This is a genomic window from Methylophaga sp. OBS3 (assembly GCF_026319325.1).
Lineage (GTDB): Bacteria > Pseudomonadota > Gammaproteobacteria > Nitrosococcales > Methylophagaceae > Methylophaga.
The window spans coordinates 1-13088 of the sequence record NZ_JAPDMU010000001.1 but is presented as its reverse complement, the minus strand read 5'-3'; the positions used below and the strand labels follow the sequence as shown (position 1 = coordinate 13088).

Here is a 13088-nt window from a genome sequence, read left to right as displayed (position 1 = left end):
CACCCTTTTTGATAGCTCAATGCTAGTATAGCAATGGATTCTGATAAGAAAGTCAGCAAGATGCGAACAAACCGACAAAAATGGTTTACCCGGCAAAATGGTGAAGTAAAAGGACCATTTACGCTGGCGCTTATAAAAAGTAATTGGCTACTCGGTCGCTTACAGGCGCAAGACGAAGTCAGTGAAGATGGCGCGCATTGGCGTCCCATTGGCGATATTCTGGAATTAACGGTTGCAGAACCGACCTCGATATTGCCGGCTGATAATGAACAAGCAAAACGCTACCTTGATGAGCGTGATGGCTTTGATCGTCGTCAAAACCAAGAAGCGACCGAAGCCGAAATTCAGCAGCGGGTTCAACAACGCCGAGCGCGTGAACCTCATGAAGTCATTGCCCAGAGGCAATTAAGAACATTATTACTCGCCGGCTATCGGGCTCAACACGAGCGATGGTTTTGGCCAATCTGTATTTTGGTGTTTATTGTCATTGCTATCTTTATGACCGCAATTCTTTATCCCACATCCATTCCAGAAACAAATGCCGATTGCGAGGCGTCAGCTGAACCCAGTGTAAACTGGGAAAACTGTGTGTTAGCACCGATGGATTTAACATCGAAAAATCTCAGTGGCAGCAATATCCGCAATGGTGTGTTACGCCGCAGCATTTTGCTAAATACCAATTTCTCAAATGCCAACCTGATGTATACCGACTTAAGTCACAATGATTTAAGTTACAGTGACTTATCAAGAGCTCAACTTAAAGGCGCAGATTTACGAAATAGCGATTTAAGCAACAGTGATTTAACAGCTGCCGACTTATCATTTGCAGATTTACGTGGTGCTAATCTCGGTGGTGTTGTGCTAGACAACACCATTCTCAATCAAACGATTTGGATAGATGGCCGCATCTGTGCGCCACAAAGTGTCGGCGACTGTTTGTAGCTAGTGTAATTTTTGGGGTGCTGCCAAAGTGAACGGCGGAATATCAACTGCGAAACGCTCACCGTCATCATTTAGCATTGTGTAATGGCCTTGCATCATGCCAACTGGCGTATCCAACATGGCAGCACTGGTATAAGTAAAGCTTTCAGTTGGCGCTAAATAGGGATGCTTACCGACGACACCATCACCTTCGACTTCTTGTTCATGACCATCACCACCAGTAATTTTCCAATAGCGTGACAATAAACGCGCTGCTAATTGGCCTTGGTTTTTGATAGTGATCGTATAGGCAAATAAATAACGTGCCTTTGCTGGATCTGATTCATCATCAAGGTAGGTTGCCTCTACGGCAACATTAATATTGTTTATTTGATCTGTCATAGCGAATTATTATACAGGGCTTTTTGCGCAAGCAATGCCGCCCCTCTTAGACCAACATCAGTGGCTTTAATTAAATAAACGGGAATTGAGGTGAGTAATGATTGCATACGCCCCTTAGCCAAAAAGGCCTGCATAAACCGGCCATCAACAAAAGCTGTCTGATTTTTGGCAGCGATACCACCAGCAAGATATAGCCCGCCTCTCGGCATCACTGTCAAGGCTAAATTACCGGCCTGAGCGCCATAAATATCAATAAACAATTGCAATGCTTGTTCTGCAAGATGTTCACCTTGTTGAGCACGTAAACTCACCTCTGAGGCCGATAGATGAATGACCTCACTACCTGTTTGCTGAGCGATAAACTGATAGATAGCTTCAAGCCCCATACCCGAGACTAATCGCTCATAGGAAACATGCTGATATTGGCTAAATAACCATGTCAGTAATTGCTGTTGTGTGGCATTGTTAGGCGCAAAATCACAATGCCCACCTTCTGTTGCCCAAACTTGCCAGCCATCAGCTTGAGGTGTCAAAAACGCTTGACCAAGCCCGGTGCCCGCGCCAATAACGGCTCTTGGCGCCGCTGAATCAGGCTCAGCCTCTTGCAAAACCAATAAGTCATCGTCGGTTAGACAGGCAATCCCCTCACCGACTGCAGCAAAGTCATTGATTAACAATACCTGTTGCAAATCGAAATCACGGCAAAGTGCATCAGCACTGATTTGCCAAGGCAGATTTGTCACATTGGCATGTCCATTGGCAACCGGCCCGGCAATAGCTAAACAAGCAGAAGAAATTGGCAGATTCTCAGGCGCTAACTGCCTTAGAAAATCGCCAAGCAAATCATCAAAACTTGCAAAATCACTGCTGGCAAACTCTTGATGAAAAACAACCTCACCTTCAACAGTCTGCAACTGAATTAAGGTTTTTGTCCCACCAATATCTGCAGCCAGCAGTGTTGCCATAGCTTATTGACCAGCTGCCGCTTGGTCCATAAACCAGAAGTATTCACCTTGAGGTGCTAACTGTTGAACAGGCAAACCTGTCACTGCGTCTGTGGTGATGTCTTTAACAATGTCGGCTTTCGCAGCACCGGCAATAAAGACAATGACTTGTTTCGCCGCATTAATGACCGGATACGTTAAGGTCACACGCCATGAATCAAACTTCTCAACATAAACACTAGTAGTTAATGTATCGGTAACTGTTAAAGCCGGTGTTTCAGGGAACAGTGATGCGATATGACCATCTGGGCCTAAACCTAATAAAACTAAGTCAAAGTTCGCGTCAGCCATAACCTGCTTAAGCGTTGTGGCATAAGCCTCAGCAGCTGTTGTCGCATCACCTGCTTCTGTTGGCACGCGATGGATGTTTTCGGCAGGAATTGGCAGCGCATCTAACATCGCCAAACGCGCCATTTTATAGTTGCTGTCATCATGATCAGCAGGAACACAACGCTCATCACCAAAAAATAATTGCACACGCGACCAGTCAATCTGCTGACGATAGGGTTCTGTGGCTAATTTTTCGTACAGGCCTTTAGGGGTTGAACCGCCAGCCAGTGCAACATAAAAAACACCTCGTTTAGCAATGGCATTTCGTGCTGTGGCCACAAAGTGTTCTGTCGCTGCTGTAATTAATTGCGCCGCATCGGGCAGAATTTTGGCTTGAGCTTTCATCCATCTTCCTTTTTATTTTTTTACTTAATTTTGCGATCCGGACACATGACATGCCCGAGAGATTACGTTAATTTTGCAGTGGTCAACCCGCTACGGCAAGTTTCAAAACTGCCTTAATTGTTTTATTACCCCACAGGGAGCGATATATGTTCAAAAATCTGCTGTTTGTTTTCACCATGTTATTCAGCATGAGTGCGATAGCTGACCAAGATATTCACTACAACTTAATTAATCTCAGTGCCAATGCAAAAACAGAAGTCAGTAATGATGAAGTGACAGCTTACCTGCAGATCATCCGCAGCGGAACGGATACTGCAAAACTTGGTGAAGCAGTCAACAAAAGTGCCCAAGATGCTATTCGGGTTGCCAAGGCATATAAAAATGTAGACATCCAAACCCAAGGTTACAGCACTCAGCCAATTTACAAGGAGGGTCGTATTACCAACTGGCAAGTCAGTCAGCGTTTGCACTTAGAAAGTGGTGACTTTACCCAAATGAGCGAGTTACTGGCTGAGTTGCAAACCTATGGCAATATTCAGTCGATGCAGTTTTCAATTTCTGATGAGCGTTTAGAAGCGACTCGCCAAGAATTGGCAAAACAGGCTATCGAAAAATTCCGTTCACAAGCCCAAGCAATTCAAGAACAATTTGCAGCAAATGGGTACCAACTCGTTAGCTTATCCGTCAACCAAGGTGGCTATGCGCCACGCTACATGGAAGCTGCCGGTATGCGTATGGACGCCATGGTTAAATCAACCCCTGTTGCAATTGAAGCTGGTAGCAATGAAGTGACCGTTGATGTTAACGGTCAGATCCAATTGATTACCGACGGCAGCAAACTCAACTAACGTTATTTTAAAAACAGGTTGTACGCTGGGTTATCGGTTTCATGCCAATAGTTATAGCCCAGCGTATCAAGGAACTGCTGGAATTCAGCATCAAACTCCGGCGTTACCTGAATTCCCACCAGCACACGACCATACGCCGCACCATGATTACGATAATGGAATAAGCTGATATTCCAGCGTTTGCCGATATGGGTTAAAAAGCGCAGCAATGCCCCAGGTCGCTCTGGAAACTCAAAGCGGATCAGTCGTTCATTTTCCGCCTGTGGAGCATGACCACCAACCATATATCGAACATGCAGCTTGGCCATTTCATTATCAGTAAAATCCACCCACTGATAACCTGCTTTATCTAGGCTTTCGAAAAGCATTTGACGCTCTTCATCCCGGCCACTCATACGAACACCAACAAATACTTGTGCCTGCTGCTGGTCGGCAAAACGATAATTAAATTCAGTTATGCCGCGGTCGGCTAAGGTTTTGCAAAAACGTTGAAAGCTACCAGGCTGTTCATCAATGGTCGCTGCAAAAAGAACTTCTCGGCGTTCACCAATTTCTGAGCGTTCAGCGATATATCGCAAACGATCAAAGTTAGTGTTGGCACCGCTATTGATGACGACAACGGTTTTATCTTTAAGGCCATTTTTGGTCAGATATTTTTTTGCACCCGCCACGGCTAAAGCACCAGAAGGCTCTGCCACGCTACGAGTATCATTAAAGATATCCATGATAGCCGCACAAATCTCATCGGTATCAACCGTGACCACATGGTCTACCGTTTGCTGAGCAATACGAAATGGTTCTTCACCCACTTGGCGAACAGCAGTGCCATCAGCAAATAAACCGACCTGATCTAAAGTGACACGCTCACCTGCATCTAATGCTGCTTTCAAACTCGCTGCATCGGCTGGCTCAACCGCAATAATTTTGATCTGTGGCCAAAAAGCTTTGATATACGCAGCCATGCCGGCGAGGATGCCACCGCCACCACAAGGAATAAAAATGGCATATACCGGTTCCGGATGCTGACGCATGATTTCCATCGCAATCGTGCCCTGACCGGCAATGACCTCAGGATCATCATAAGGATGGATAAATACCCGACCTTGTTTTGCTACGGCCTCTTGTGCGTAGGCATATGCATCGTCATAACTGTTGCCATGTAATGCAATCTCGGCACCATAAGCTCTTACCGCTTCAACCTTAATTGGCGGTGTGGTCTTTGGCATCACGATTAATGCCGAGATACCCATTTTTTTTGCCGCTAAAGCAACGCCTTGCGCATGATTACCAGCAGAAGCTGCAACCACGCCTTTTTGACGCTCCTCAGCGGTCAGGTGACTCATCCGGTTGTAAGCGCCACGCAATTTGAACGAAAACACCTGTTGTAAGTCTTCACGCTTTTGCAAAATCTGATTGTCTAACCTTGCTGATAAGCGTGGCATTGGCTCGAGTGGCGTTTCGATGGCGACATCGTACACTCGGGCTTTGAGGATCTTTTCTACATATTCGGTCAGCATTGGCTTGGGCATGGCGTCATTTAACATTACAAAGCGTGTACGTTACCATTGCCGAGGTTTTATCTCTATAATTGCCGGCTAAATTGCCTGTAACAAAGTAAAAGGATTAGCAATGACTGCTGATGAAATGAAAAAGCAAGCAGCTTGGGCTGCGCTCGAATACATCACTACATCTGGTGTAGTTGGTGTTGGCACTGGCTCAACGGTCAATCACTTTATTGATGCGCTTGCGACAATCAAACACCGCATCGAAGGTGCTGTCTCTAGCTCAAATGCATCAACAGAGCGTCTAAAAGCGCACGGCATTCAAGTTTTTGACATGAACGAAGTTAGTGAAGTCGCGGTTTATGTTGATGGCGCCGATGAGTCTAACCACAACCTGCAACTGGTCAAAGGTGGTGGCGGTGCGTTAACCCGTGAAAAAATCATCGCAGCAGTTGCTGACAAATTTGTTTGTATTGCGGATGCCAGCAAATTGGTTGATGTTTTGGGTAAATTCCCATTACCAGTTGAAGTTATTCCGATGGCGCGCAGCTACGTCGCACGTGAAATCGTCAAATTGGGCGGTCAACCTGTTTACCGCGAAGGTTTTATCACTGATAACCACAATGTCATCTTAGACGTGCATGGTTGGGAAGTGATGGAACCGATTAAATTAGAAAAAACACTGAACGATATCGTTGGTGTAGTGACTAATGGCTTGTTTGCCATGCGTCCAGCTGATGTACTGCTTCTGGGTAGTGAAGACGGTACCAAGACTGTTCACGCAAAATCCTAACTAGTTTAAGGCCGGTGACTCACCGGCCTTTCTTTACATGAGCTGATTATGTTCAGACCACTGAGTGTCTATATCGGTGCACGCTATACCAAAGCAAAACGGCGTAACCACTTTATTTCCTTTATTTCACTGACTTCCATGCTGGGTGTGGCCTTAGGTGTCGCCGCCCTAATCACTGTTCTTTCTGTGATGAATGGTTTTGAAAAAGAGTTACGTGAACGTATTCTCGGCATGACCTCCCATGCTTGGGTCACGGGTGCTGATGGCACGTTACGTGACTGGCAAACCCTCGAAAAACAAATTGATGGTTTCCCTCGCGTTGAAAGCAGTGCGCCTTTCGTTGAAGGTCAGGCAATGCTCAATCAAGGCAGTAAAGTACGCGGCAGTATGGTTCGTGGTGTTGACCCTGCTTTAGAGCCCAAAGTCTCGACCATCGGTGACAAGATGGTTATTGGTGAACTCACCGATTTGAAAGCAGGCGAGTTTGGCATTGTCCTTGGTAAAGACCTAGCGATAGCGATGGGCGTGACGGCGGGCGATAAAATCACCGTGATCACCCCTCATGTTACGCCGACCCCTGCTGGCGTTATTCCACGTCTAAAGCGGTTGAATGTTATTGGTGTGTTTGAAATCGGCATGTATGAATACGACAGTGCTTTAGCCATCATGCACATTGAAGATGCTGCAACGCTATTCCGTATTCCGGGCCGTGTGAGTGGTCTACGTCTTCAATTAGATGATGTTTATCAAGCACCAAAAATCACTCGTGATGTTTTGATGAGTTTACCGCCGGAATACCGCGCTGCAGATTGGACTTATCAACACGCTAACTTTTTCCGGGCATTAAAAACCGAAAAAACCGTGATGTTTGTGATCTTGATGCTGATTGTTGCTGTGGCCGCTTTTAACATCGTATCAACCTTAGTCATGATGGTGACTGACAAACGCGCTGATATTGCGATTCTTCGTACTCTAGGGATGTCTCCCGGCGGCATTATGGGAATCTTTATGGTTCAAGGGGTAGTAATTGGGCTCATTGGTACCCTGCTCGGCATTATCGGTGGTGTGACGTTAGCGCTGAATGTTTCCAACATCATTGCTTGGATTGAAAAAATTCTGGGCTATCAATTCCTACCAGCTGACGTCTATTACATCAGTGACTTACCGTCTCAATTGCAATGGCATGATGTCACCGTGATCGGTATCACGGCATTCGTCTTGTCTGTGCTTTCTACAATTTATCCATCATGGCGTGCATCAAAAGTACGTCCGGCTGAGGCTTTACGTTATGACTAATACGCCTGTTCTTGTTTGCCGGCAATTGGCCAAACGGTATAAAGATGGCCAGTTGGAAACCCCGGTTCTGAGCGATGTTAATTTAACCATTAACGCCGGCGATCGTATTGCGATTGTCGGAAGTTCTGGTTCTGGTAAAAGTACGCTGCTGCACTTATTAGGTGGTCTAGATAGCCCTACTAGTGGTGATATTGAAGTATTAGGCCAATCTTTAGCAGCATTATCTGTTGGTAAGTTGAGCCAATTGCGTAACCAGTCACTAGGTTTTGTTTATCAATTTCATCACTTGCTGCCCGAGTTTAGTGCAGTCGAAAATGTGGCGATGCCATTGGTAATTGGTGGTCAGAAACCATCGGCAGCCAAAAAAGCGGCCGAAGCATTGTTGGAAAAAGTCGGGTTAAGTCACCGTTTAGCGCACAAGCCAAGTGAGTTATCTGGTGGTGAACGCCAACGTGCGGCTCTGGCTAGGGCGTTAATCACCAATCCAGCTTGTTTATTGGCTGATGAACCTACAGGTAATCTGGACCATCGGACTGCTGAAGGAATTTTTGATTTGATTATGGAATTAAATCAGCAGATGAATACAGCGCTGGTAATTGTCACACATGATCGCCAACTGGCGGCCAGAATGGATAAGGTTTATACCTTAGTTGACGGTAAGCTTAGTCTTTAGACAGTACTTTCTTTTTACGCTGTAACCAGTTACGAATAACGACTAAGCGCCAAGCGATACGCACAAAAATCACGCCTAAAATGGCGGCTACTGTGGCACAGATAAATGAGCCTAACAGCAGTGGCTGCCAAATCATGGCAAACTCCCGACTAAACCACTCCCAGCTTAAGCTAAAGGCATATTGCCCTATCGGCATATCCAAAATCATGGCGCCCAACTTATATTCAAAGTAGTAGATTGGCGCGACGGTTAAAGGATTAGTGATCCAAACGCCCATCACCGAAAATGGCAGATTCGCTCTGATAAGCAATGCGATGGGCACCACAATTAACATCTGCAATGGCAATGGTATCAAGCCAATAAATAAGCCAATTGCCACACCAAGCGCGACACGTTTGCGATTTAAGTGCCAAAGCTTAGGATCAAGAATACGCTGCCCGAACCGCTGTAAGTGCGGATGTTCGCGCATCGTGTTGTGATCTGGCATGATTCTTTTTAGGAATTTACGAGGCATTGCGACTCAGTCTAACTGAACAACGCAGCCATTATAGGGATATATGGTTTACTCTGCCATCGCGTTTTTACTGGGCTGTGTTGTTATTTCACAGCTAGCGAGCCTACCCAGTTGGCCAATCTGGTTAGCTGTTGCTTTGGTATTGCTCTTTGCCACCCATAAGAAACTGAGCTGGCTATTAAGCTTTTGTATTGCTTTGTGTTGGGCGAGTTTTACTGCTTGGTTTACACTTCAACAAACATTACCAACAACGCTGGTTGGAAAAGATATAAGTATCACTGGCACAGTCGTTGATTTACCTCAACAAGAATCCAATCGTCTCAGATTTCTCTTTTCACCAGAAAATAACTCTGCTCAATTACCAAATCTGATTCGTCTTAATTGGTATTACCCACCAAAAAAAATTCCGCAAACAAGCGAAACTTGGCAGTTAAAGGTTCGACTTAAACCGCCCTACGGTATGGTGAATCCCGGCAGTTTTGATTATGAAGGTTGGTTATTCCAACAAGGAATTGGCGCAACTGGTTATGTTCGAGATACTAAGGATAATCATCGCTTAACAGAAGCCAAGTGGTTCAATATTGATGTCTGGCGGGCAAAAATACTCTCGATGTTACACGCCAATATGGCTGACTCGCCTCAACGGGCTTTAGTCGAAGGACTCACCATTGGTTACAGAGAGAATATGTCACCTGAACAATGGCATGTACTTCGTAATACCGGCACCAGTCACTTATTAGCAATTTCAGGGTTACATATCGGACTTGCTGCCGCACTTGGGTTCTTTTTAGGGCGCTGGTTTTGGTCAAGCATCCCTAGACTATGTCTCAAATTACCGGCTCAGCAATTTGGTGCGATGACTGCGATTTTATTTGCTCTGATTTACGCCCTATTAGCAGGGATGTCGGTTCCTAGCCAAAGAGCACTCATCATGGTTATTGTAGCAATGAGTGCCATCTTAATTCGCCGTCGGGTGTTAAGTTATCAAATGCTTTCGGTAGCCTTATTGGCAGTATTAATTTGGGATCCGCTAGCAGTTTTATCACCAGGGTTTTGGCTTTCCTTCGCTGCGGTCAGCATCATTATTTATGTCAGCCAGAACCGTTACCCAACCAGTAAATGGCATTGGGCAACTGTCCATATTTGGATTGCGATTGGCCTGACACCATTTTTGTTTATCTTTTTTAATAGCACCGCCCTGCTCTCGCCGGTTGCGAATTTCTTTGCTGTGCCTTTTGTTAGTTTGCTTGTTGTGCCCTTGTTACTGTTAAGTTTGGCAGTCATGGCTATTCTGCCAAGTTGGAGCCAGCCACTGTGGCAGCTAGCTGACTATTTACTATCTGGGCTTTGGTGGCCACTGGAATACCTCGCTGGCTCGCCAAACGCTCTTTGGCAAACTCCCGAATTATCATGGCCAGCACTTTTGCTGAGTCTAATTGGTTTTGTCTGGTTACTAGCGCCAAAGGGATGGCCGGCAAGATGGCTTGGTCTAGTTTTATTACTGCCTAGCCTTTCCTTTTTGCCAGATAAACCTGAACTAGGAACGGTCAGGTTGACAGTCCTAGATGTGGGGCAAGGCTTGTCCGTCGTTGTCGAAACCAAATCTAAAACACTGGTTTTTGATACTGGCCCCGCTTTTGGTGAATTCAATACCGGTGATGCCGTGGTTATCCCCTATTTGCAATACCGAGGTACTCAAACTATCGATAAGCTCATCATCAGTCACGGTGATAATGATCATATTGGTGGTGCCCATTCGCTTATAGACAATATCCCTGTCACGCAGCAATTCACCAGTGCGCCTGAAAGATTATCGATGGCAAATGATTGTTACGCTGGTTATCAATGGTCGTGGGATCAGGTCAACTTTATGTTCCTGCACCCAGAAAAAAATGCCTCAGGCTCAACCAACGAGCGTTCTTGTGTGTTAAAAATTTCGAACCAGTTTGGCAGTGTTTTATTGACCGGTGATATTGAGCGTCAGGCTGAGCAATATTTGGTTAAGAATAAGCCTGATGAATTAGCTGCAGATGTTTTGTTAGTGCCGCATCATGGCAGCAAAAGCTCATCGTCTGAGGCGTTTATTAATGCCGTCTCGCCCAAGGTTGCTATTGTCGCCAGTGGCTATAATAATCGCTATCGTTTTCCTGCACCTGATGTTGTGAAGCGGTATCAACAACGATCAATTCCGCTGTTTAATACTGCAAAGAGTGGCGCCTTAATCTTTACCCTGGATAACACCAAAACATTTACTCCAATCCAGTGGCGGCTTTATGACAGGAGACTATGGCGCGCCAACGCTACTGACTAAACGCTTTTTCACGTATCATGGTGTCAATTTTTTAAGACTGCAGGACTCGAAACCATGCTGGAATTGTTTAAAGCCGGTGGCTGGCTAATGTTTCCCTTATTTGCCTGTTCAATAATTGCAATTGCGATTATTGCTGAGCGCTTCTGGAGTCTTCAGACCAAACGCATTGCCCCTCCTGAGTTAATCACCCAAATTTGGCAATGGCTTCGTTATAACCAGGTTGATCAAGAACGTATCAAAAACCTGCAAAAAAACTCCCCGCTTGGTCGCATCTTGGCGGCGGGTTTATTAGACCGTAACTCTGCACGTGATATCACAAAAGAAAGTATTGAGGACACCGGCCGTCATGTCACCGCATTGATGGAAAAGAATCTCAATACCTTGGGAACAATCGCGGCAATTTCGCCACTGATTGGTTTGCTTGGCACCGTGGTCGGTATGATCAAGGTTTTTGCAGTTATCACAACAGAAGGTGTAGGTAACCCTGAGACCTTGGCTGGCGGTATTTCTGAAGCATTGATCACTACCGCAGCAGGTTTGGTTGTCGCAATTCCAAGTGTCATTTTCTACCGTTATTTCCGTGGCAAAATTAATCGCCTTGTAGTGAATATGGAAGAACAAGCCATGCAATTAATCGAGATTTTGCATGGTGACCGTGAGTTTGATCCCGATGAGGCCAAAAACTCATGAAACTGCTGCCACGTTATTCAGAGGAGCCAGATGTCAATCTAACACCGATGATTGACGTTGTGTTTTTGCTGTTATTGTTTTTCATGATATCGACGAGCTTCATCCGTGAAACCTCTCTAAAAGTCGATTTGCCACAAGCCACTGGGGAACCATTGGCTGAACAGGTTGATCCTATTGATATCGTGATTCAGGCAAATGGTGATGTATTAATCAATAACTCACCGCTTATCGTCAATAATCGTGACAACTTCCAAAATGCCTTGCGTGCGGCCGTTGGTGATATTGCTGATCCACATATCATCATCAGTGCCGACTCGGCTGCCGAATACCAACAAATTGTCACCGCCATGGATGTTGCGCAACAACTTGGTTATAGCCGCCTAACATTGGCGACCAGACAAACACAGAACGAAAATAAATGACCGAAAAAAACGACGAAATGAGCGCTGTGCAGTTGTACAAGCGACTGCTGAAATATGTAAAACCTTATTGGCCTGCCTTTGTTGCTGTCATCATCGCCATGATTGTCTACGCCGCGACTGAAACTGGCGTTGCGATGGTGATGAAACCCTTAATGGATGGTGGTTTTGTTGAACGCGATCGTAGCGTTATCGTGTTGATTCCTTTTGCCATTATTGGCCTGTTTATAGTTCGTGGTTTTGCTGACTTTTTTACCACTTATGGTTTAGGTTGGATCGCACGTAATGTCATTAAAACCTTACGTGAAGAGATGTTTAATAAGCTGCTGATGTTACCAGCCAGCTACTATGACCACAGTACGTCTGGTCAACTAATGTCCAAATTGCTCTACGACGTTGAACAAGTTGCTGGTGCAGCAACCGATGCAGTACTGACCATGATCCGTGACAGTCTGACTATTCTTGGCCTGTTGATTTGGATGTTCTATCTCAACGGTTTCTTGTCCCTATTCATTCTTATCACCGTGCCATTTGTCGCCTTTCTTGTGTATGTGGTCAGCATTCGTTTCCGCCGTTTAAGTAAAAATATTCAAAACTCTATGGGTAGCGTCAGTCACGTATCTAGCGAGATCATTGACGGACACCGAGAGGTGAAAACCTTTGGTAGTCAACAATATGAAGCTAAGCGTTTTGACAAGGTCAATCAGCAGAACCGTAGCCAGCAAATGAAAAAAATCGCCACTGATGCGATTAGCCAGCCTTTGATTGCGTTGATCACGGCTTGCGGTTTGGCGTTGGTGATTTATATCGCCACCATGCCACAGTTACTTGAAGAAATTTCTGTGGGTGGCTTTATCTCATTTGTTACTGCCATGATGATGTTGCTGACACCATTAAAACGTCTGACCAAGGTCAACGCCAAACTGCAAGCGGGTATTGCTGCTGCGGATAGTATTTTTTCGCTGCTTGATGAAGAAACTGAAGTAGATAACGGCACACGTCATATGGAGCGTGCCAAAGGTGATATTCAATATGACCGC

The 13088-nt window shown here is 45.4% G+C and carries 14 protein-coding genes; 9 read left to right on the top strand and 5 right to left on the bottom strand.

Annotated elements, in window-relative coordinates; all coding sequences use genetic code 11:
- Nucleotides 1-33 precede the first annotated feature (33 nt).
- Nucleotides 34-942, top strand: a complete 909-nt coding sequence (locus OMP94_RS00070; protein WP_266274678.1) for a pentapeptide repeat-containing protein — start codon at nt 34-36, stop codon at nt 940-942.
- Here OMP94_RS00070 and apaG read toward each other — a convergent pair whose 3' ends face one another.
- Genes apaG through pgl form a run of 3 tightly spaced genes read right to left on the bottom strand, consistent with a single transcriptional unit; the run spans nt 943 to nt 3002 of the window.
- Nucleotides 943-1323 carry a Co2+/Mg2+ efflux protein ApaG gene (gene apaG, locus OMP94_RS00065; protein WP_266274676.1) on the bottom strand — a complete coding sequence of 127 codons (381 nt, stop codon included), beginning with the start codon at nt 1321-1323 and terminating at the stop codon, nt 943-945.
- Complete coding sequence (locus tag OMP94_RS00060; protein ID WP_266274674.1) at nt 1320-2288, bottom strand: glucokinase; 969 nt, start codon at nt 2286-2288, stop codon at nt 1320-1322. The genes apaG and OMP94_RS00060 overlap by 4 nt, the downstream gene beginning before the upstream one ends.
- A gap of 3 nt (nt 2289-2291) precedes the next feature.
- The gene (gene pgl / locus OMP94_RS00055; RefSeq protein ID WP_266274672.1) at nt 2292-3002 is read right to left on the bottom strand and encodes a 6-phosphogluconolactonase; all 711 of its coding nucleotides are present in this window, start codon (nt 3000-3002) and stop codon (nt 2292-2294) included.
- A 146-nt stretch (nt 3003-3148) separates the two neighbouring features.
- Between pgl and OMP94_RS00050 the strand changes: the two genes are divergently transcribed.
- A complete protein-coding gene (locus tag OMP94_RS00050) occupies nt 3149-3850 on the top strand; it encodes an SIMPL domain-containing protein (protein WP_266274670.1) in 702 nt (233 codons plus the stop codon).
- 2 nt (nt 3851-3852) lie between these two features.
- Here OMP94_RS00050 and ilvA read toward each other — a convergent pair whose 3' ends face one another.
- A complete protein-coding gene (gene ilvA / locus OMP94_RS00045; RefSeq protein WP_266276406.1) occupies nt 3853-5367 on the bottom strand; it encodes a threonine ammonia-lyase, biosynthetic in 1515 nt (504 codons plus the stop codon).
- 112 nt (nt 5368-5479) lie between these two features.
- On the opposite strand from ilvA, the gene rpiA reads away from it, so the two are divergent.
- From rpiA to lolD, 3 genes are read left to right on the top strand one after another with little or no spacing between them, the layout of a single operon-like run.
- Nucleotides 5480-6145 (top strand): ribose-5-phosphate isomerase RpiA, encoded by a 666-nt coding sequence (gene rpiA / locus OMP94_RS00040; RefSeq protein ID WP_266274668.1) that lies wholly within the window; start codon nt 5480-5482, stop codon nt 6143-6145.
- A gap of 48 nt (nt 6146-6193) precedes the next feature.
- Complete coding sequence (locus tag OMP94_RS00035) at nt 6194-7441, top strand: lipoprotein-releasing ABC transporter permease subunit (RefSeq protein WP_266274666.1); 1248 nt, start codon at nt 6194-6196, stop codon at nt 7439-7441.
- Nucleotides 7434-8114, top strand: a complete 681-nt coding sequence (gene lolD, locus OMP94_RS00030) for a lipoprotein-releasing ABC transporter ATP-binding protein LolD (protein ID WP_266274664.1) — start codon at nt 7434-7436, stop codon at nt 8112-8114. The genes OMP94_RS00035 and lolD overlap by 8 nt, the downstream gene beginning before the upstream one ends.
- Here the strand turns inward: lolD and OMP94_RS00025 are convergent.
- A complete protein-coding gene (locus OMP94_RS00025) occupies nt 8104-8628 on the bottom strand; it encodes a DUF2062 domain-containing protein (protein WP_266274660.1) in 525 nt (174 codons plus the stop codon). The genes lolD and OMP94_RS00025 overlap by 11 nt on opposite strands.
- Nucleotides 8629-8671: 43 nt before the next feature.
- Here OMP94_RS00025 and OMP94_RS00020 point away from each other — a divergent pair, with 43 nt between their 5' ends.
- From OMP94_RS00020 to OMP94_RS00005, 4 genes are all read left to right on the top strand, one after another.
- Entirely contained in the window at nt 8672-10939 is a 2268-nt protein-coding gene (locus OMP94_RS00020) for a DNA internalization-related competence protein ComEC/Rec2 (RefSeq protein ID WP_266274658.1), read from the top strand.
- A 54-nt stretch (nt 10940-10993) separates the two neighbouring features.
- Nucleotides 10994-11629, top strand: coding sequence for a MotA/TolQ/ExbB proton channel family protein (locus OMP94_RS00015; protein WP_266274656.1), 636 nt, complete (start codon nt 10994-10996; stop codon nt 11627-11629).
- Nucleotides 11626-12051, top strand: a complete 426-nt coding sequence (locus OMP94_RS00010) for an ExbD/TolR family protein (RefSeq protein WP_266274651.1) — start codon at nt 11626-11628, stop codon at nt 12049-12051. The genes OMP94_RS00015 and OMP94_RS00010 overlap by 4 nt, the downstream gene beginning before the upstream one ends.
- Nucleotides 12048-13088 (top strand): ABC transporter transmembrane domain-containing protein (locus tag OMP94_RS00005; RefSeq protein WP_266274649.1); only part of this gene is annotated, 1041 nt, incomplete at its 3' end. The genes OMP94_RS00010 and OMP94_RS00005, both read left to right, overlap by 4 nt.